Raw genomic sequence first — 19,840 nt, 5'->3', positions numbered from 1 at the left:
TTGAGAGATTGCCAACGCGGGCAAGCCCGCTCCCACAGGTTTCTCGGGTGTAAACAAAATCGGCGTTCACTAAGGTCCCGTGGGAGCGAGCCTGCTCGCGAACGGCTTCTACAACCAATGCCAGAACCGGCTCCAGAACCCGCGATTGAGGTCTTCCTTGCAGCCGGCATATTGCTGCGCATACAGATCCGAACGGTTCTGCACCTTGCGCGCGGTCGGCGGTAACCAGGCTTTGCTCGCGTAGGTCTTGTTGCGAAAGCCGCCCCAGCCTTCGTGGTAGTTCAGGTACTGGTTATAGGCGTCGTATTTGTACACGCCGTTGATCGAGGTGGTCTTGTCCATGTACCAGCCGACGAAGTCGATGGCGTCGTCGAAATCTTCGCGATCGGCCCAGTTGCGGCCGGTGCTTTTCTGGTAGTCGGCCCAGACTTCATCCTTGGCTTGCGCATAGCCGGAAGCGGTGGAGACGCGGCCCCAGGGAATTACCCAGAGCAGGTATTTGCGCGGCGTCTTGGCGTCGTAGCGGTAGCCGGATTCCTGATACATGATCGCGAACGGCACCTGGATCGGCACGCCCCAGCGTTTCTGGGTGACTTGCGCAGCGTCGTACCAGTCGCTTTTCTCGCGGAAGATTGCGCAGATGTCTTCCGGCGAGCGGGGCGGCGAGGTGCCGCAACCGCTCAGCAGGGTGGCCAGGGTCAGAAGGGCGAGGATGTGCCTGAGATTCAAAAGCTTGTTTCCGTCGTGCGCAAAAAGGCCGACAGTCTACGCGCTCAGCTCAATTGATGACGATAGGGCAAATCCGGACCGGTTTTGCTGCAAGTCAGCGCGGCGGCTTGTACGGCGAACCTGAGCATGCCGTCGATTTGCTCTCGACTGAGCTGCTGCACGCCTTCGACCGAGTCCAGCGAATGTTCGGTCAGCCAGGTGATCAGCGCCGCCTGGAAGGTGTCGCCGGCGCCTACCGTATCGGCGATCTGAATCTGATTGGCCGGCACCGACCACGAGCCATGCGCGCGACTGAACACCGTTGCGCCGTCGCCTCCGCGCGTCAGGAATACGATCTGGCAGCGATGTTCGAGCCAGCCTTCAATCACGTTTTGCGGATCCTGCTCGGGATAGAGCAGGCTCAGATCCTCGTCGCTGACTTTGATCAGATCGGCCAGGCGCACCAGCGTGGCGATGCGCTCGCGCCATAGATCGATGTTCGGCTCGGGATTGAGGCGCACGTTGGGATCGAGGCTGATCAGGCGTTTGCCGCTTTCGCGTTGGACCAGTTTCAGCAAGGTGTCGCCAATCGGCTGTACCACCAGCGAAAACGAGCCAATGTGCAGGCCGCGCACCTCGTCGCCGAGCGTCGGCAGATGTGCCTCGCTCAGTTGCCGGTCGGCACAGCCTTCGCCACGGAAGCTGTAATGCGGTGAGCCATTGGCGCCTACCGCGACCATTGCCAGGGTGGTCGGCGCGGAAAAATCCACCAGATAATCCGGGCGCACACCTTCGTCCTGCAGCACTTGCTGCAAACGCCGGCCGAGATAGTCGGTGGACAGCCCACCGAAGAGCGCCGAGTCCACGCCCAGACGGCGCAGACCGACGGCGACGTTGAACGGCGAGCCACCGGCAATCGCCTTGAAATTGACTTTCGAGGCCAGCCCGCTGGCATCGTTTTCGCTGAAGAAATCAAACAGGGCTTCGCCACACACCAGGTACATAGTTGTTTGCTCGTTATAGGGTTGCGACATGCTGTTGATAGCGTTCGTAGGCCTGCTGGAACGCCGCGACATTGGCGGCGATCGGCAGGGTTTCGCTGCCTGCGTCGAGTTTAACGCAGCGCTCGCACAGCTCGGCCAGGGAGACATCATCGCCGTGAGAACGCGACGCGCACCACGCCGCTTGAATCGCGGCACCCAGTGCGGCGGCTTCGCTTTGTTCGGTGCAGATCACCGGAGCGTTCATGATATCGGCGACGATCTGCCGCCACACCGCGCTCTTCGAGCCGCCGCCGATCAGGCAAATGCGCAGGCTTTGTAAACCATTCTGGCGGAGCAAATCCAGCCCGTAGCGCAAACCGAAGGTGGTGCCTTCGACGGCCGCGCGGCACAGATTGGCCTGGGTCAGGTTGTCCATGGTCAGGCCGTGCAGGCTGCCCGTGGCGTTGGGCAGGGCGGGGACGCGCTCACCGTTGAGGAACGGCAGCATGCTCACGCCTTCGGCGCCGATCGGCGATTGCGCGACCAATTCGTTGAAGGTCGGCAGGTCGAGCTTGAACAGTTCGCGAATGGCACCGGTGGCGTTGGTCAAGTTCATGGTGCAGATCAACGGCAGCCAGCCGCCGCTGGAGGAACAGAACGTGGCAACCGAGGCATCGGCGCTGACGTTCGGCTCCTCCGAATAGGCGTAGACCGTGCCGGACGAACCGAGGCTCATGGTGATCGCGCCGGGCTGGATATTGCCGGTGCCGATGGCGCCCATCATGTTGTCGCCACCGCCACTGGAAACCACCGCGTTGGGGTTGATGCCGAGTTGCTCGGCGATTGCCGGCAGGAGAGTGCCGACGGCGGCGTGCGCGTCGATCAGCTCCGGCAGTGCGGCTTGTAAACGGCCGCTGGCGTCGATGTCGCGCAGGATCTGCAAATCCCACTGCCGCGTGCGCACGTTGAAATAACCGGTGCCGGAGGCATCGCCGTATTCGCTGCAGGCGCGGCCGGTGAGCCAGTAGTTGAGGTAGTCGTGGGGCAACAGAATCCGCGCGATGCGCGAGAACACATCGGGATGCTGCTCTTTGGTCCAGAGCAGTTTCGACACCGTGTAGCCCGGCGCAATGACCACGCCGAGGCGTTCCAGCGAACCTTTCTCGCCACCCAGTTGCGCGAGCAAGCGCTCGTTTTCCGGCGTGGTTTCGGTGTCGCACCAGAGCTTGGCCGGGCGCAGCACTGCGCCTTGCTCATCGAGCAGGACCAGGCCGTGTTGCTGGCCGGAGACGCCAACGCCACGGATCGCCTGGCCGTCGACGTTGGCCGCTTGCAAGGCCTGGCGGGTGGCGCTGACGAAAGCGTCGAGCCACTGTTGAACGTCTTGTTCGCGGCGGCCGTTGGCGCCGCCGATCATCGTGTGCGGCGCCGCGCCCAGACCGAGCACCTGACCGCTGTCGGCATCGAGGATGATCGCTTTGGTGCCTTGGGTGCCGCAGTCGATACCCAGGAAGAGCTTTGTTGTTGTCATGTATGGGCCTGTCAGATTGCGCTGAAGATCAAGAGCTACCCCCTCACCCCAGCCCTCTCCCCCATGGGGGCGAGGGGGAAAGGGAGCAGATTTTCATGCCTTTCACACTCTGTATTCGACTCGGAATTTCAGGTCGATGAATAACGGAAGAACCACGCGGTCGGTTCCCTCTCCCTCCGGGAGAGGGCTAGGGTGAGGGGCTTTTCAGCCGAGCACCCGTTCCAGAGTCCGCGAAACCCCAACCTCGCGCAGACTCTGGCAGCACCACTCGAATGCCGCAACAAACTCCGCCGACTTCGGTATCGCCGTGCCGAAAATCTCTTCCACGCCCAACAGGCGCTCGGTGATCAACTCATCGTCCGCTACCAATCCCTGACAGAACGCCGCTCGCGGGTCCGGAATCGAATACGTATCGCCATTCTCATCCATGCCCTTCAAATACAGCGCCCACGCCGCGACTACCAGTGCCGCACGTTGGGTCTCGCGGCCATCGGCAATCAGCCGATTGATCGTCGGCACGGTGAACTTGGGAAACTTCGACGAGCCATCCGAACACACGCGCTCCAGTTGATCGGCAATCGCCTGATTGGAAAACCGCGCCACCAGCGTGTCCTTGTATTCGCTCAGATCAATGCCCGGCACCGGCGCCAACTGCGGCGTGACATCCAGATCCATATAAGCGCGCATGTACCGCACGAACAGCGGATCGTTCATGGTCTCGTGGACGAAGCGATAGCCCTTGAGAAAGCCCAGATACGTCAGCGCCAGGTGACTGCCGTTGAGCAGTTTGATTTTCATCTCTTCGTACGGCGATACATCGTCGGTGAACTGCACGCCGACCTTTTCCCACGCCGGGCGGCCGTTGACGAATTTGTCTTCCAGCACCCACTGCACAAACGGTTCGCAGACCACCGGCCAGGCATCGTCGACGCCGTGTTTGTCGGCCAGTTGCAGACGATGCGCGGTGCTGGTCATCGGCGTGATGCGGTCGACCATGGCGTTGGGGAAGCTGACGTTCTGGTCGATCCAATCGCGCAATTGCGGATCACGCAGCGAGGCGAACGCCAGCAGCGCCTTGCGCGCGACGGCGCCGTTGTGCGGCAGGTTATCGCAGGACATCACAGTGAATGCCGGAACGCCCGCCGCCCGGCGTTTGGCCAATGCGGCGCAAAGGAAGCCGAACACGGTGCCCGGCGTTTCGGGATGGGCGAGGTCGTGTTGAATCTGCGGCAGATGCGCCATGAATTCGCCGTTGCTGTCGTCGATGCAGTAGCCGCCCTCGGTGATGGTCAGCGAGACGATACGGATCTGCGGTTCGGCGAGTTTGTCGATCAGCGTTTGCGCGCCATCTTCGGCCAGCAGCATGTCGCGGATTGCGCCGATGACGCGCACTTCGGTGTCATCGCTGTCGCCCAGTTCAAACAAAGTGAACAGGTAATCCTGCTCGCGCAGATCATCGCGGGCACGGCGATCTTCCGGGCGCAGGCCGACGCCGCAGATTGCCCAGTCCAGCGCTTCGCCAGTGTTCATCAAGGCATCGGTGTAATACGCCTGATGCGCGCGGTGGAAACCGCCGACGCCGATGTGGGCGATGCCCTGGCGTGTGTCGCTCAGGTTGTAGCCCGGCAGTTGCACTTCGGCGGCGAGGCGGTTGAGGTTCTGTTGGTTGAGTTTCATCGGATAGTCTCGAAATCAGGCGGCAGCGCGCAGTGGGCGAGTCAGCGCCACACCTTCAGCGTCGAACAGGTGGCAGTGAGTCGGGTCCAGACGCAGGCTCAATTGCTCGCCATAACGGCTGGCCAGATCGCCGCGCACGCGCATGGTCAGGGCTTCACCGGCGCTGGTGGTGACGTGGCAGAAGGTGTCGCTGCCAAGGCGTTCGCTGACATCGGCAGTCACCTGCAGCGTGCAGTCGCCAGGTTGCGCCAGCTCCAGGTGTTCAGGGCGAATACCCAGCGTGACTGCGCTGCCGACACTGAGGTTGGCGGCGTTGAACGGCAGGGTGATGCGCGTGCCGGCGTCCAGCGAAACTTCGCAGCTGGCGCCGTCGATGCGGGCAATCTTGCCTTTGAGGAAACCCATTTTCGGCGTGCCGAGAAAGCCTGCGACAAACAGATTGGCCGGGTTGTGATACAGGTCCAGCGGCGAGCCGACCTGCTCGATCCTGCCGCCATTGAGCACCACGACTTTGTCGGCCATGGTCATCGCTTCGACCTGGTCGTGGGTCACATAGATCATCGTCGCTTGCAGGTCTTTATGCAGGCGCAGCAATTCCAGACGCATCTGTACGCGCAACGCCGCGTCGAGGTTCGACAGCGGTTCATCGAAGAGGAAAATTTTCGGGTTGCGCACGATGGCGCGGCCGATCGCCACGCGCTGGCGTTGGCCGCCGGAGAGCTGTTTCGGCTTGCGCTCGAGCATCGGCCCGAGTTCAAGAATACGTGCCGCTTCGCCGACCTTGCGCTCGACTTCGGCTTTCGGCACGCCGGCCAGATCGAGGGCGAACGACATGTTCTTTTTCACAGTCATGTGCGGGTACAGCGCGTAGGTCTGGAACACCATCGCCAGATCGCGCTTGGCCGGGCTGACTTCAGTGATGTCGCGGCCATCGAGTTCGATGGTGCCGCCGCTGACCTCTTCAAGGCCGGCGATCAGGCGCAGCAGGGTGGATTTGCCGCAGCCCGACGGGCCGACGAAGACCACGAATTCCTTGTCGTTCACTTCAAGGTCGATGCCCTTGATGATGGAAAAGCCTTCGAAGCCTTTTTGCAGATTCTTGATTTTCAGGTTGGCCATGAGATGGGCCTCCGCATTGTTGTTTTTCAAGATCAAAAGATCGCAGCCTGCGGCAGCTCCTACAGGAGATTTAAACCGATTCGACATTCCATGTAGGAGCTGCCGAAGGCTGCGATCTTTTGCTTTTCAGTTCACTTCACGGCACCAAACGACAGCCCGCGCACCAGTTGCTTCTGGCTGATCCAGCCAAAGATCAGAATCGGCGCACAGGCCAGGGTCGAGACCGCCGACAACTTGGCCCAGAACAACCCTTCGGGGCTTGAATACGAGGCGATCAACGCGGTCAGTGGTGCGGCATTCGAAGAGGTCAGGTTCAGCGACCAGAACGCCTCGTTCCAGCACAGGATCAGCGACAGCAGCACGGTCGAGGCGAGGCCGCCCTTGGCGATCGGCAGCAGCACGCGGACCATTTCCTGCCACAGCGTCGCACCGTCGAGGCGGGCGGCTTCGAGGATGTCTTTGGGGATGTCCTTGAAGTAGGTGTAAACCATCCAGACCACGATCGGCAGGTTGATCAGCGTGTAGATCACGATCAGCGCAATGCGCGTGTCGAGCAGGCCGAAACTCTTGGCCAGCAGGTAGATCGGCATCAGCACGCCCACCGGCGGCAGCATCTTGGTCGAGAGCATCCACAGCAGCGTGCCTTTGGTGCGCTGGGTTTCATAGAACGCCATCGAGTATGCCGCCGGCACCGCGATCAACAGGCACAGGGCCGTGGCGCTGAACGAGATCACCACCGAGTTCCAGGCGAAGCTGAAGTAATCGCTGCGCTCGTTGATGTGCAGGTAGTTCTCCAGCGTTGGCGTGAAGATGAACTGCGGCGGCGTGGCAAAGGCGTCGATTTCGCTCTTGAAACTGGTCATCACCATCCAGAAGATCGGGAAGAAAATCACGATCGCGATGGCCCAGGCCAGGGTGCCGAGCAGCAGGCTTTGCAGGCGGCGGGATTGTTGGAGGGTCATGGCAGGCCTCACGCTTTGTCAGTCAGGTTTTTGCCGATCATCCGCACCAGAATGATCGCGGCGATGTTGGCGATGACCACGGCAATCAAACCGCCCGCCGAGGCCATGCCGACGTCGAACTGCACCAGCGCCTGGTTGTAGATCAGGTAGGCGAGGTTGGTCGAGGCGTAGCCGGGGCCACCGTTGGTGGTGGTGAAGATTTCGGCGAACACCGAGAGCAGGAAGATCGTTTCGATCATCACCACCACTGCAATCGGCCGCGCCAGGTGCGGCAGGGTCAGATGCCAGAAGATCGCGATCGGGCCGGCACCGTCCAGGCGTGCGGCTTCTTTCTGTTCCTGATCCAGCGACTGCATGGCGGTCATCAGAATCAGGATCGCGAAGGGCAGCCATTGCCACGAAACGATGATGATGATCGACAACAGCGGGTAGTGCGCCAGCCAGTCCACCGGTTGCGCACCGAACAGCTTCCAGATGTAGGCGAGGATCCCCGAGACCGGATGGAAGATCAGGTTCTTCCAGATCAATGCGCCGACGGTGGGCATGATGAAAAACGGCGAGATCAGCATCACCCTCACCAGGCCGCGCCCAAGGAATTCGCTGGCCTCCAGCAACGCGCTGATCAACACACCGAAGACCACGCTGATCAGTAACACGCTGCCTACCAGCAACAACGTATTGGTGGCGCCGGGCATGAAGCCCGAATCGGTGAGGAAATAGGTGAAGTTCTCCAGCCCGACGAATTCGTTTTCGCCGGGGTAGAGCAGGTTGTAGCGGATCATCGAAAAGTACAGGGTCATGCCCAGCGGCACGATCATCCACAGCAGCAACAGCGCCACCGAAGGGCTGACCAGAAACCAGCCGGGATTGCGCACCCGCAGCTTGCGCTGCGGTGGCGACAGGTCGATGTGGGCTTTGGCAGTTGAAGTATTCATGGCATTCACAACCGAGTCATACAGACCTATGGAGATCCCCATGTGGGAGCGAGCCTGCTCGCGAAAGCGCTGGGTCAGTGTCATGTGTGTTGGCTGACACGACGCCTTCGCGAGCAGGCTCGCTCCCACAAGAGGCAGGAGCAAGTCGCTCAGCGCTTACTTGGGATAACCCGCGCGCTTCATCTCGCGTTCCGTGGTCTGCTGCGCAGCCGCCAGCGCCTGATCCACCGTGGTCTGGCCGATCAGCGCCGCCGAGAACAGCTTGCCGACCTGGGTGCCCACTGCCTGGAATTCAGGAATGGTCACCAATTGAATGCCGATGTACGGCACCGGTTTCAGCGTCGGCTTGCTCGGATCAGCTGCTTTCAGCGATTCCAGCGTCACCTTGGCAAACGGCGCGGCGTTCATGTACGCGTCGCTGTAGGTCGAAGCGCGGGTGCCCGGCGGCACGTTGGCGATGCCATCGGTCTTGGCAACCAGTTCGCCGTACTCTTTGGACGTGGCCCAGGCGCTGAAGGTTTTTGCTGCGTCCTTGGCCTTGGAACTGGTCGGAATCGCCAGCGCCCACGAATACAACCACGCCGAGCCTTTATCCGTGACCTGATGCGGAGCGAAGGTGAAACCGACGCTATCGGCGACCTTGCTCTGGGTCTTGTCGGTGACGAACGAGCCGGCGACGCTGGCGTCGACCCAGATCGCGCATTTGCCGCTGTTGAACAGGGCGAGGTTTTCGTTGAAACCGTTGCTCGACGCGCCCGGCGGGCCGGATTTCTTCATGGTGTCGACGTAGAAATTCAGTGCGTTTTTCCATTCCGGGCCGCTGAATTCCGGTTTCCACTGCTCATCGAACCAGCGCGCGCCGTAAGCATTGGCGACCGTGGTGACTAGCGCCATGTTCTCGCCCCAACCGGCCTTGCCGCGCAGGCAGATGCCGTACTGCTCTTTGTCTTTCTGGGTGAGCTTTTCCGCAAACCCGGCGATCTCTTCCCAGGTCGGACGCTCCGGCATGGTCAGCCCGGCTGCCTTGAACAGGTCGGTGCGGTAATAGGTGATCGAACTCTCCGCGTAAAACGGCAGCGCATACAGCGAACCCTTCACCGACAGGCCTTCGCGCACCGACGGGAAGACATCGTCGAGGGCGTAACTGGCCGGCAGGTCCTTCATCGGCTCCAGCCAACCCTTGCCGCCCCAGAGTGCGGCTTCGTACATGCCGATGGTCAACACGTCGAACTGGCCGCCCTGTGTGGCAATGTCGGTGGTCAGGCGCTGACGCAGGACGTTTTCTTCCAGCACCACCCAATTGAGCTTGATGTCCGGATGCTCGCTCTCGAAGGTTTTCGAGAGTTTCTGCATGCGGATCATGTCGCTGTTGTTGACGGTGGCGATGGTCAGGGTCTGGGCGCCAAGGCTGACGCTGCTGAGGGTCATGCAGGTGAGAGCGAGCAGAGCTTTTGCAGTGGGTTGCATCGTGCACTCCTTTTCTGGCACCCGTCGGGGCAGAAGGACAGTTATTGTTTTTGTGTCTTCCGAATGCAGGAAGAATCTGCGCTGATTACAGCCTTCCACGGCGGAGCTGACAAATCATCCCTAGCACTTTTGTTGATACTTTTTTGCACTGGGGTTTGGGCGGGGGAACGCAGGGAAGGGGTTTTGCGCGAGGGACCGTTAGCGAATGCGTACAGATTTCGCCAGCCGGGGCACGGTTTTTTGTGGGAGCGAGCCTGCTCGCGAAGATGGTGTGTCAGCCACAGGATTTTTCACTGACAGACCGCTTTCGCGAGCAGGCTCGCTCCCACAGCTGGCGTGTCGTCAGAGATGGTTCTGTTCAGTCAGCCGCTGCACCGCCAGCCGTCGATAGTGCGACGGCGTCATGCCCTTGAGTTGCTGAAAGCGTCGATTGAAGTTGGAAATATTGTTGAAGCCCGACTCGAAGCACACCTCGGTCACAGGTTTGTCGCCATCGGCCAGCAGCTCACAGGATTTGCTGATGCGCAGGCGATTGACGAATTCGATGAAGTTGCGTCCGGTGGCCTGTTTGAATACCCGGCTGAAATAGGTCGGCGTCATGCCCAGGTGCTCGGCCACTTCTTCCAGTGAAATGTCCCGGGCGTAATGGCTGAAGATGTAATCGACCGCGCGGTTGGTGCGGTCGATGTTGTGTTCGTCGGCCAGTTGCGGCGTGGTGGCACCGGACAACAACAGGTAATCCTCACTGGCCGCGAGCAGTTCCATCAGGATGAAAAAATGCCCGAGGCGGGTGATGCCGGTGCTGTCGGCGATCCGCTGCATAAGCGTCATGGCCTGACGGATCGTGCGCTTGCAACGAAATTCGATGCCGTACTGCGCACGCTCAAGCAGTGGCGCCAGGGATTTCAGCTCAGCGAACACCTGGTGGCCGCTCTCGAACAATTCGTCGGTGAAGTTGACCAGCATGTCGCGCTTCTCCACCACTTCATCTTCAGCGATCTGGCTGATCCAGTTGTGCGGCAGGTTGGGACCGGTCAGAAACAGGGTTTCCGGATAAAAGTTGCCGATGTAATCGCCGATGAACACCTTGCCGGAACTGGCAACGATCAGGTGCAGTTCGTATTCCTTGTGAAAATGCCAGCGCACCAGCGGGCAGGGGAAGCCGTGCTGGCGGTAGATGATGGACAAGCCGTTATGGTCGTCCATCAACTCGTAGGAAGGGTCGGTCACGCGAGCGGTTCGGGTCATGACGAGGCACTTTTTTATTATCGCTGCGCGATCATGCCTCGTTTTTTGCCATTTGTGCCACTTCTGACCGGCCGTCCGTGGAGACCGCTCAGCTGAGCTTGTCGCGCGCCTTTTGCAAGTTGGCCATTTGGCAGAACCGCACGATGTTCGAATTCTTGATGAAGTCGAAATTGATGATGTTGCACTTGCGCGCCCAATCGGATTTTTCCGGATCGAACCACTCGCCAAGACTGTCGAGGATTCGCTGTGGCCCGCCGAGTGTGTAACTGGTTGCCGACAGCGACCACGGGCGGCGCGTACTGACAGGTGTGCTCAGTACGTTGTCTATATAGCCATAAAGATCCGAGGTGCTGACCTGTGATTTGCCGATCCACTTGTGATTGATCTGGCTATAAAAGCGGAAGTCCAGGGTTTCCCAGGTCATCGGCGCAGCCACCATAATGCGCTGCAATGGATCAATGGCTTTGAGTTGGCCAATTGTCAGGTGCAGATTTTCGGTGGGAATGATCCGTTCCCCAAGGTGCTCCAGCAAAGCTGTTCTGAATTCCTCATGGTTGAATGGATCTGTAGCGTTGGAAAGTTCATGAAAGTCCAGAACGATAAACTCGTTCGGGCTTCTTTCATAAAACCCCTTGAGGTCTCTGATCAGGTCTTCAAGCGTTCGCGAAGAGTTGAATCCATTGTGCTGGAAACGGAATCTCGCCAGTTGTTTCGCCTTGCTGTTGTAAACAAGGCGTACATCAAGTGCGCGAGCGCCGCGATTCAACTGCGAATAAAACGAAACGTCCTGGCAGGCAAGCCAGTTTTTCCCGGGAATCAGGGCGTAAGAAGCTTCCCAGTCACAGCCGGCGTTGTGCGCGCCGGGCAGGGTCATTTCGAATAACGAAAGATTATCGATTTGTGGTGAATCAGCCATCCATTGATGGGTTGGTATATCGTCGAAGTTTTCCATGTTGCATATCCTGCGAAGTGGTTGATTAGTTGCGCGCAGGATGTTTATAGGCATGTTCGTGTTATTGCGAAAGTTCGCTTTTAATGCAAGTCATGTAATTAACGCTCTGTTGGATTCAACTGGTTTTTCGCTTCGATCCATTGAGCCATGTATTGAGTGCTTTTGAGTGTGTGATGTCGCAGCATGGCGCCGGTGAAGTTGTCGTTTCTAAGTTGTGCCAAGTGTTGTCGGCAATCAGCTATCCGGTTGATCAGACGCGGGCCATGTACGCTGCGCTGATAACGTTGCTGCAAAAGTGCCGAAGCCTGAATCTGCGCTTGCTGCCAGCGCGCTGGATCTTCGTACAGTTGCACGGCCTGTTCGGCGAAGGTGTTTGCGTCCAGGGCAACGGCTCCCGGCCAAGGAGCATCGCCGTGCATGGCTTCGGCGCCGATCGGTGTCGTCACGCTTGGCGTGCCACAGAGCATGGCGTCGACCAGTTTGCCCTTGATTCCCGCGCCAAAGCGCAATGGCGCAAGGCAGACTCGTGCTGCTGACATCACTTCAAGCGCATCTTCGGCCCAGTCCATGATGTGAAAGCCTTGGACAGGGTTGTGCAGTGCGGTGGCTTTGGGCGGCGTATAGGCGCCATAGATATGCAGTTGCGCGCGAGGCAAGCGCGCGCGGATCAGCGGCCAGAGCGTGGTCTTCATCCAGAGCACGGCATCCCAGTTTGGCGCGTGACGGAAGTTGCCAATGCTGAGGAAATGCGCGCGCTCTTCGAAACCTGGCGCGGCGGTGTCCGGAAGATCAATCATCAACGGACACCAATGCAGGATTTGCCGAGGCAGGCCGAATTCCTCCACCAGCAGGTCGATCTCGACTTCGGAAATCATCAGGTTCAAATCACACCGGTACAGCGCAGCGATTTCCCGTTTGGCCAGATCGGTGCTCGCCATCAGCTGGAATTCTTCGTGCAATGCCGGTGCGAACAGTTCGGTGAAATCAGTCTGCTCGTCGTTGATTTTCAGCCGGTCTTTCAGACGCTGATGACGCGCATGCCGCAGGCTTTGCAGGTCGGAGGTTTCCAGGATGCGCAGGGCGTCCGGACAGTGTTTCTCCACCCGCCAGCCAAACTGTTCTTCCATCATGAACTGATCGAACAGCACGATATCCGGCGCCAACTCGCTGATGAACGTATCAAAGCTGCTGTTGTTGAGTTCGATCGGCACTTCGCAAATGCCCAGCGCCGTCAGATCAGCTTTGTGTTCCCCCGGGCCGGCCGGGCTGCTGAACGTGATGTCCCAGCCTTGCTCGAGGAACGCTTCAAGAATCTGCATGACATGCCCGCTGGCCGCCGAAGAGCGGGGCTCGGGCCAGACGTAGCCGATGACCAGGACTTTGGTGGGAACGGAGTGGGACATCACTGGATTCTCGGCGCGTAAAAAAGGGCGCAATTAAACCACAGTGATGCGTGCTCATCGCCAGTGCCGGTTGATCACGATTGCTCGGGTTCCAGCCAATGCCGGTAGATGTGCAGGACTATTCCAGTATGGATTTGACCTTGTCGCGTAACTGGTCAATCGAAAACGGTTTGCCGATGACATGCATGTCGCCGGGTACTTCGATAGTTTCGGCATAACCGCTGGCAAACAGGATGGGCAGAGCAGGGCGCAGCTCCCGCGCCTTTTCAGCAAGTTCGCGGCCATCCATGCCAGGCAGGCCGTGGTCGGTCATCATCAAATCGATCAGCTTGCCAGCGTCCCCGAGAATCTTGAGTGCCGCTTTACCGTCATCTGCCTCCAGCACAGTGAATTCCAGCTCCTCCAGCACATCCACGATGAGCATGCGCACGATGTCGTCATCTTCTACGACAAGGATAGTGGAGGCATTGGCAGACATGGCAGGACTCTCAGAAAAAATGAAATCGGGGGATACCGGGCAAGCGAATTTTGCCGGACTCTTGCATGAGTAAGTGGCGCATAGCCACAAGTTCCCGAGCTGATACAAAAAAGAACAGGTCAGTGCGGTGCGGCAAGGATAACCGTTGGCGTCGTCCAATGCGCAGGCGTGTGTAGGAAAATGCCATCATTTGTGTGAGAAAAATGGATCCATGGCGGGGTTTTGGGGCAAACTCTCGGGTTTTCAACAGTTCGACAAGGCTGCCCCATGTCCTCTCCGTCCTCGGTTGATGAACAACGGTTCCGCAAACTTCTGAGTCGCAACGTCAGCCTGCCGCTGGGCGTTGGCGTGCTCAGCGCCGTGTTCTTCGTCTCGCTGATCACTTATTTGCTGTCGGTCATCCAATGGGTCGAGCACACCGACCGGGTGATCAATAACGCCAATGAAGCGGTGAAGCTCACCGTTGATCTGGAAACCGGCATGCGCGGCTATCTGCTCAGCGGTGACGAGCACTTTCTCGACCCGTACGAAGTTGCCAAGCCGCGTATCGAGGTCGCTCTCAATACGTTGCTGGAGCTGACCGCCGATAATCCGGTGCAGACCGATCGCCTGCGCCGTTTGCAAGCCTTGCAGGTGGAGTGGGCCAATTACGCGCAGTCTATGATCGATCTGCAGCGCAGCAGTGGCGACTATCGCGGTGCGGTCAAGGCCGGGCGGGGCAAGCGCCTGACCGATGAAATCCGCAAGCAATTCGAGGACGTCATCGAGACCGAGCAGGTGCTGCGCGCCACGCGCAATGAGGATGTGCGCCGCACGACGATCTGGAGCATCACCCTTTACCTGATCTTCATCGTTGGCATCAGCGGTTTGCTGGCCTACATCGGCCGCCGTGATCTGCTCAACCTGTCGACCAACTACAGCGCCAACCTCGCCGCCCAACTGGCCAGCGCCGAACGCCTCGAGAAACAGGCGTGGCTGCGCAACGGCCAGACGCAACTGGCCGAGCAGGTGTTGGGTCAACTGACGCTGAACCTGCTGGGGCGCAACATTCTGCAATTCTGCGCGCAATACCTCGGCACTGCCGTCGCCGCGCTTTATGTGCGCGAAGAACATGGCGGCCTCAAGCGCGTGGCGACTTATGGTTTCTCCCGCGAGCAGGAAGAGCTCAATCAAACGATCTACAGCGGCGAAGGTATCGTCGGCCAAGTGGCAGAACAGGCACGCCTGATCCGTCTCGACGCGGTCCCGGGCGACTATTTCAAAGTCAGCTCCGGGCTCGGCGCAGGCCTGCCGCACAGTGTGCTGGTGGTGCCGACCAGCGATGATGATCGGGTCAATGGTGTGATCGAACTGGGCTTCCTGCGTCCGCTGTCCGAGCGCGACATCGAACTGCTGGAACTGATTGCCGGCAACATCGGCACCTCGATCGAAGCGGCGCGTTACCGTCAGCGCTTGCAGGAAGTGCTCGCCGAAACCCAGCAGCTCAATGAAGAGCTGCAAGTGCAGCAGGAAGAGCTGAAGACTGCCAACGAAGAGCTGGAAGAACAGTCGCGGATTCTCAAGGAATCCCAGGCGCATCTGGAAACCCAGCAAGTGGAGCTGGAGCAGACCAACGAGCAGCTCGCCGAACAGCGCGATGCGATGGACAAGAAAAACACCGAGCTGAATCAGGCGCAGATCCAGCTCGAAGAGCGTGCCGAAGAGCTGCAACGCTCGAGCAAGTACAAATCCGAATTCCTCGCCAACATGTCCCACGAACTGCGCACGCCGCTCAACAGTTCGCTGATTCTGGCCAAGCTGCTGGCGGAGAACCCGCAGCAGAATCTGTCGGCGGAACAGGTCAAGTTTGCCGAATCGATCTATTCGGCCGGCAACGATCTGCTCAACCTGATCAACGACATTCTCGACATTTCCAAGGTCGAGGCCGGCAAGCTTGAAGTGATTGCCGAAAACACCCGCGTCGATCGTCTGGTCGACGGCTTGCGCTCGATGTTCGAACCCTTGGCGGCGGACAAGAAACTGGCCTTCAGCGTCGAGGTTCAGCCGGACGCACCGGGCTTGCTGTTCACCGACCGACAGCGTCTGGAGCAGGTGATCAAGAACCTGCTGTCCAATGCGATCAAGTTCACCGAGCACGGCGCCGTCAGCCTGAGCATCACCGCGCAGCCGAACGATCACATCGCCTTCAGCGTCAAGGATTCCGGGATCGGTATCGCCGCGGATCAGCAGGAAAGTATCTTCGAGGCGTTCCGTCAGGCGGATGGCACCACCAATCGCAAATACGGCGGCACCGGTCTGGGCCTGTCAATCTCGCGGGATCTGGCGACGTTGCTGGGCGGTTCGATCAGCGTCGACAGCGTGCCGGGGCAGGGCAGCACGTTTACGCTGGTGTTGCCGCGTCAGTATCACGAATTCGGTGAAACGCCGGCCGCGCCACTGACCTTCCACCCGGCACCTGTGACGCCTGCGCCAGTTGCTGTTGCGGCTCCGCTCGCATCGGCGATTCCGGCAGTTATCCCGCGCTTTGCCGACGATCGCGACAAGGCACCGTTCGCCACCCGCTGCATTCTGGTGGTGGAGGACGAACCGAACTTCGCCCGTATCCTCTATGACCTGGCCCATGAGTTGGGCTACATGTGTCTGGTCGCCCACGGCGCTGACGAAGGTTACGACCTGGCCCGCGAATTCGTGCCGGATGCGATCCTGCTCGACATGCGCCTGCCGGATCATTCCGGTCTGACCGTGCTGCAACGCCTGAAAGAACGCGCCGAAACCCGGCACATTCCAGTGCACGTGATTTCCGTGGAAGACCGCGTCGAAGCGGCCATGCACATGGGCGCGATCGGCTACGCAGTGAAGCCGACCACCCGCGAAGAGCTCAAGGATGTGTTCGCCCGTCTCGAGGCCAAGCTGACGCAGAAGGTCAAACGCGTGTTGCTGGTCGAAGATGACGATCTGCAACGCGAAAGCATCGCGCGGCTGATTGGCGACGAAGACATCGAAATCACTGCCGTCGGCCTGGCCCAGGACGCCCTGGAATTGCTGCGCACGACCATCTACGACTGCATGGTCATCGACCTCAAGCTGCCGGACATGCTCGGCAACGATCTGCTCAAGCGCATGTCCACCGAGGACATCTGCTCGTTCCCGCCGGTCATCGTTTATACCGGACGCAACCTGACCCGCGACGAAGAGGCCGAACTGCGCAAGTATTCGCGCTCGATCATCATCAAGGGCGCACGCTCCCCGGAGCGATTGCTCGACGAGGTCACACTCTTTCTGCACAAAGTCGAATCGCAGCTGTCCCATGAACGGCAGAAGATGCTCAAGACCGCGCGCAGCCGCGACAAGGTCTTTGAAGGTCGCAAAGTGCTGCTGGTGGACGACGATGTGCGCAATATCTTCGCCCTGACCAGCGCGCTGGAACACAAAGGCGCAGTCGTGGTGATCGGCCGTAATGGCCGCGAAGCGATTGAGAAACTTCATGAAGTCGAGGACATCGACCTGGTGCTGATGGACGTGATGATGCCGGAAATGGATGGCTTCGAAGCCACCATGGAAATCCGCAAGGATCCGCGCTGGCGCAAGCTGCCGATCATCGCGGTGACGGCCAAGGCCATGAAGGACGATCAGGAGCGCTGCCTGCAAGCGGGCGCCAACGATTACCTGGCCAAGCCCATCGACCTTGATCGTCTGTTCTCGCTGATACGTGTGTGGTTACCGAAAATGGAACGCATCTAGTGGAACGCAGCAGTTCAGCCGAGCGCAACAGCGAAATCGAATTACGCTTGTTGATCGAGGCGATTTACCTGAAATACAGCTATGACTTTCGCGACTACTCCGGCGCTTCGATCAAGCGCCGGGTGCAGCACGCGCTGAGTCAGTTCGAGTGCGCGACCATCTCGGCCCTGCAAGAAAAAGTCCTGCACGACCCGACCGCGTTCATGCAGCTGCTGCAACTGCTGACGATCCCGGTCAGCGAGATGTTCCGCGATCCGTCGCACTTCCTGGCGATCCGCAACGAAGTGGTGCCGCTGCTGCGTACCTATCCGTCGCTGAAGATCTGGATTGCCGGATGCAGCACGGGCGAGGAGGTCTATTCGATGGCGATCCTGCTGCGCGAAGAAGGCCTGCTCGACCGCACGATCATCTACGCCACCGACATCAACCCGCGCTCGCTGGAGAAGGCCAAGCAAGGGATTTTCTCCATGGAAAACGTCCGCGCCTACACTGCCAACTATCAGCAGGCCGGCGGTCAGCGTTCGTTTGCCGATTACTACACGGCAGCCTATGGCTACGCGATTTTCGACAAGAGCCTGTGCGAGAACGTGACGTTCGCCGACCACAGCCTGGCCACCGACAGCGTGTTCTCCGAAACCCAGTTGATTTCCTGCCGCAACGTGCTGATCTATTTCAACAAGAAGTTGCAGGACCGGGCGTTCGGTCTGTTCCATGAATCGTTGTCGCATCGCGGCTTTCTGGTGCTGGGCAGCAAGGAAACCCTGGATTTTTCCAACTATTCGAACCAGTTCGAGGCGTTGGTCAAACAAGAACGGATCTACCGCAAATCATGAACGACACCCCGAGCCTGCCTCGCATCGAGGCCGTCGTGATCGGCGCCTCCGCAGGCGGTGTCGAGGCGTTGCTGACCCTGCTCGGGCCATTACGCAAAGGCTATGTGCTGCCGATCATCATCGTTCTGCATCTGCCGGAAGAGCGCCGCAGTCATCTGGCCGAAGTGTTCTCCCGCCGTGTGGCGATGCCGGTCAAGGAAGCTGAAGACAAGCAGGACATTGAAGCCGGCACGGTGTATTTCGCCACGCCCGGTTATCACTTGTCGGTCGAAGCGGATCGCAGCCTGTCGCTGAGCCTGGAGGACCGCGTACATCATTCGCGGCCGTCTATTGATTACCTGTTTGAATCGGCCGCTGACGTTTACCGCGAGACACTCGCCGCCGTGCTGCTGACCGGCGCCAATCAGGATGGCGCGCGCGGGCTGGCCTGCGTCAAGCGCTGCGGCGGCCTGACCATTGTTCAAGACCCCGATGATGCACAAGTCGCCACCATGCCCCAGGCTGCACTGAACGTTCTGCAGCCGGATCATGTCCTACCCATTCACGGCATCGGCCGTCTGCTAGTCGAGCTGGAACGAATCGCATGCTGAGTAATATCCAAGCCAAACTGTTGATCGTTGACGATCTGCCAGAAAACCTGCTGGCGCTGGAAGCGCTGATCAAGCGCGAGGATCGCACGGTCTACAAGGCTCTGTCGGCGGACGAGGCACTGTCGCTATTGCTGCAACACGAATTCGCCATGGCCATTCTCGACGTGCAGATGCCGGGCATGAACGGCTTCGAACTGGCCGAGTTGATGCGCGGCACCGAGAAGACCAAGAACATTCCGATCATTTTCGTCAGCGCCGCTGGCCGTGAACTCAACTACGCGTTCAAGGGCTACGAAAGCGGTGCGGTGGACTTCCTGCACAAGCCGTTGGACATTCATGCGGTGAAGAGCAAGGTCAACGTTTTCGTTGATCTGTATCGCCAGAGCAAGGCCATGAAACAGCAGGTCGAGGCGCTGGAGCAGGCCCGACGCGAGCAGGAAGCGCTGCTGCAACAGCTGCAAAGCACGCAGCTTGAGCTGGAACAAGCGGTGCGCATGCGCGATGACTTCATGTCCATCGTTGCCCACGAGGTGCGTACACCGCTCAATGGCCTGATCCTTGAAACCCAGCTGCGCAAGATGCACCTGGCCCGGGACAACGCCGCGGCGTTCACCCTCGACAAGATGCAGGCGATGGTCGATCGCGATGAGCGGCAGATCAAAAGTCTGATTCGCCTGATCGAAGACATGCTCGATGTCTCGCGAATCCGCACCGGCAAACTGTCGATCCGCCCGAGTCGTTTCGATCTGGTGCAACTGGTCAGCAATCTGCTGCAAAATTTTGCACCGCAAATGGAAGCGGCGGAAACCAGCGTTTCCTTTGAGGCGTCCGAGCCGGTCGAAGGTTGCTGGGACGAGTTCCGCATCGAGCAAGTGGTGTCCAATCTGCTGACCAACGCCTTGCGTTACGGCGGTCGCAGCCCGATTCAGGTGCGCGTCTATCGCGAAGCTGACGAGGCTCGGGTCGAGGTCCAGGATCACGGCATCGGCATCAGCGCCGAGAACCAGAAGCGTATTTTTCAGCAGTTCGAACGGGTGTCCGCCAAGACGGTGGTGGCCGGGCTCGGGCTGGGTCTGTTCATTTCCGAGCAGATCGTCGCCGCCCATGGCGGCTCCATCGTCGTCGAGAGTGAAATCAACGAAGGCGCCCTGTTTCGCGTTTGTCTGCCGATCCAGGAAAACGGCATATCCGACGCAACCTCTGAGTGACCACA

Annotated in this window: 16 protein-coding genes; 4 read left to right on the top strand and 12 right to left on the bottom strand. The window is 59.4% G+C overall.

The window, feature by feature from the left end; translation table 11 throughout:
- Positions 1 to 108: 108 nt before the first annotated feature.
- From J5M66_RS12720 to J5M66_RS12665, 12 genes are all read right to left on the bottom strand, one after another.
- Positions 109 to 729, bottom strand: a complete 621-nt coding sequence (locus tag J5M66_RS12720) for a hypothetical protein (protein ID WP_071172569.1) — start codon at positions 727 to 729, stop codon at positions 109 to 111.
- Positions 730 to 773: 44 nt separating this feature from the next.
- Positions 774 to 1,712, bottom strand: a complete 939-nt coding sequence (locus tag J5M66_RS12715) for a carbohydrate kinase (RefSeq protein ID WP_207808882.1) — start codon at positions 1,710 to 1,712, stop codon at positions 774 to 776.
- Positions 1,713 to 1,725: 13 nt separating this feature from the next.
- Entirely contained in the window at positions 1,726 to 3,222 is a 1,497-nt protein-coding gene (gene xylB, locus J5M66_RS12710; RefSeq protein WP_207808879.1) for a xylulokinase, read from the bottom strand.
- Between the two features lie 204 nt (positions 3,223 to 3,426).
- Positions 3,427 to 4,899, bottom strand: a complete 1,473-nt coding sequence (locus J5M66_RS12705; protein WP_207808875.1) for a mannitol dehydrogenase family protein — start codon at positions 4,897 to 4,899, stop codon at positions 3,427 to 3,429.
- 15 nt (positions 4,900 to 4,914) lie between these two features.
- The gene (gene ugpC, locus J5M66_RS12700; protein WP_073476158.1) at positions 4,915 to 6,018 is read right to left on the bottom strand and encodes a sn-glycerol-3-phosphate ABC transporter ATP-binding protein UgpC; all 1,104 of its coding nucleotides are present in this window, start codon (positions 6,016 to 6,018) and stop codon (positions 4,915 to 4,917) included.
- 131 nt (positions 6,019 to 6,149) lie between these two features.
- Positions 6,150 to 6,980 carry a carbohydrate ABC transporter permease gene (locus tag J5M66_RS12695; RefSeq protein WP_016774872.1) on the bottom strand — a complete coding sequence of 277 codons (831 nt, stop codon included), beginning with the start codon at positions 6,978 to 6,980 and terminating at the stop codon, positions 6,150 to 6,152.
- Between the two features lie 8 nt (positions 6,981 to 6,988).
- On the bottom strand, positions 6,989 to 7,915 hold the full coding sequence (locus tag J5M66_RS12690; RefSeq protein WP_041480415.1) for a sugar ABC transporter permease: 927 nt from the start codon (positions 7,913 to 7,915) through the stop codon (positions 6,989 to 6,991).
- Positions 7,916 to 8,071: 156 nt separating this feature from the next.
- Positions 8,072 to 9,382, bottom strand: coding sequence for a sugar ABC transporter substrate-binding protein (locus tag J5M66_RS12685; RefSeq protein WP_123442386.1), 1,311 nt, complete (start codon positions 9,380 to 9,382; stop codon positions 8,072 to 8,074).
- A gap of 342 nt (positions 9,383 to 9,724) precedes the next feature.
- Positions 9,725 to 10,630: an AraC family transcriptional regulator gene (locus tag J5M66_RS12680; RefSeq protein WP_123442387.1), complete on the bottom strand. Its 906-nt coding sequence runs from the start codon at positions 10,628 to 10,630 to the stop codon at positions 9,725 to 9,727.
- An 88-nt stretch (positions 10,631 to 10,718) separates the two neighbouring features.
- A complete protein-coding gene (locus J5M66_RS12675; RefSeq protein ID WP_123442388.1) occupies positions 10,719 to 11,582 on the bottom strand; it encodes a phospholipase in 864 nt (287 codons plus the stop codon).
- 98 nt (positions 11,583 to 11,680) lie between these two features.
- Positions 11,681 to 12,985, bottom strand: coding sequence for a glycosyltransferase (locus J5M66_RS12670; RefSeq protein ID WP_123442389.1), 1,305 nt, complete (start codon positions 12,983 to 12,985; stop codon positions 11,681 to 11,683).
- Between the two features lie 118 nt (positions 12,986 to 13,103).
- Positions 13,104 to 13,463, bottom strand: coding sequence for a response regulator (locus tag J5M66_RS12665; RefSeq protein ID WP_016774866.1), 360 nt, complete (start codon positions 13,461 to 13,463; stop codon positions 13,104 to 13,106).
- Between the two features lie 267 nt (positions 13,464 to 13,730).
- Here J5M66_RS12665 and J5M66_RS12660 point away from each other — a divergent pair, with 267 nt between their 5' ends.
- The 4 genes from J5M66_RS12660 to J5M66_RS12645 are packed head-to-tail and all read left to right on the top strand — an operon-like array spanning position 13,731 to position 19,835.
- Positions 13,731 to 17,204, top strand: a complete 3,474-nt coding sequence (locus J5M66_RS12660) for a response regulator (RefSeq protein WP_122692507.1) — start codon at positions 13,731 to 13,733, stop codon at positions 17,202 to 17,204.
- Positions 17,204 to 18,037, top strand: a complete 834-nt coding sequence (locus J5M66_RS12655; RefSeq protein WP_016774863.1) for a protein-glutamate O-methyltransferase CheR — start codon at positions 17,204 to 17,206, stop codon at positions 18,035 to 18,037. Before J5M66_RS12660 ends, J5M66_RS12655 begins: the two co-directional genes overlap by 1 nt.
- Complete coding sequence (locus tag J5M66_RS12650; RefSeq protein ID WP_024013083.1) at positions 18,034 to 18,627, top strand: chemotaxis protein CheB; 594 nt, start codon at positions 18,034 to 18,036, stop codon at positions 18,625 to 18,627. The genes J5M66_RS12655 and J5M66_RS12650 overlap by 4 nt, the downstream gene beginning before the upstream one ends.
- Complete coding sequence (locus tag J5M66_RS12645) at positions 18,621 to 19,835, top strand: hybrid sensor histidine kinase/response regulator (RefSeq protein WP_016774861.1); 1,215 nt, start codon at positions 18,621 to 18,623, stop codon at positions 19,833 to 19,835. Before J5M66_RS12650 ends, J5M66_RS12645 begins: the two co-directional genes overlap by 7 nt.
- Positions 19,836 to 19,840: the final 5 nt, after the last annotated feature.

It is taken from the genome of Pseudomonas sp. 67(2021), assembly GCF_017491835.1.
GTDB lineage: Bacteria > Pseudomonadota > Gammaproteobacteria > Pseudomonadales > Pseudomonadaceae > Aquipseudomonas > Aquipseudomonas atacamensis.
Note: the sequence above shows the minus strand (reverse complement) of the source record. Positions and strands in the feature narration are given on the sequence as shown.

Excerpts from the sequence above, each read along its gene's own strand:
- J5M66_RS12715 (WP_207808882.1), bottom strand. The coding sequence starts at position 1,712 with ATGTACCTGGTGTGTGGCGAAGCCCTGTTTGATTTCTTCAGCGAAAAC.
- xylB (WP_207808879.1), bottom strand. The coding sequence starts at position 3,222 with ATGACAACAACAAAGCTCTTCCTGGGTATCGACTGCGGCACCCAAGGC.
- J5M66_RS12705 (WP_207808875.1), bottom strand. The coding sequence starts at position 4,899 with ATGAAACTCAACCAACAGAACCTCAACCGCCTCGCCGCCGAAGTGCAA.
- ugpC (WP_073476158.1), bottom strand. The coding sequence starts at position 6,018 with ATGGCCAACCTGAAAATCAAGAATCTGCAAAAAGGCTTCGAAGGCTTT.
- J5M66_RS12695 (WP_016774872.1), bottom strand. The coding sequence starts at position 6,980 with ATGACCCTCCAACAATCCCGCCGCCTGCAAAGCCTGCTGCTCGGCACC.
- J5M66_RS12690 (WP_041480415.1), bottom strand. The coding sequence starts at position 7,915 with ATGAATACTTCAACTGCCAAAGCCCACATCGACCTGTCGCCACCGCAG.
- J5M66_RS12685 (WP_123442386.1), bottom strand. The coding sequence starts at position 9,382 with ATGCAACCCACTGCAAAAGCTCTGCTCGCTCTCACCTGCATGACCCTC.
- J5M66_RS12680 (WP_123442387.1), bottom strand. The coding sequence starts at position 10,630 with ATGACCCGAACCGCTCGCGTGACCGACCCTTCCTACGAGTTGATGGAC.
- J5M66_RS12675 (WP_123442388.1), bottom strand. The coding sequence starts at position 11,582 with ATGGAAAACTTCGACGATATACCAACCCATCAATGGATGGCTGATTCA.
- J5M66_RS12670 (WP_123442389.1), bottom strand. The coding sequence starts at position 12,985 with ATGTCCCACTCCGTTCCCACCAAAGTCCTGGTCATCGGCTACGTCTGG.
- J5M66_RS12665 (WP_016774866.1), bottom strand. The coding sequence starts at position 13,463 with ATGTCTGCCAATGCCTCCACTATCCTTGTCGTAGAAGATGACGACATC.
- J5M66_RS12660 (WP_122692507.1), top strand. The coding sequence starts at position 13,731 with ATGTCCTCTCCGTCCTCGGTTGATGAACAACGGTTCCGCAAACTTCTG.
- J5M66_RS12650 (WP_024013083.1), top strand. The coding sequence starts at position 18,034 with ATGAACGACACCCCGAGCCTGCCTCGCATCGAGGCCGTCGTGATCGGC.
- J5M66_RS12645 (WP_016774861.1), top strand. The coding sequence starts at position 18,621 with ATGCTGAGTAATATCCAAGCCAAACTGTTGATCGTTGACGATCTGCCA.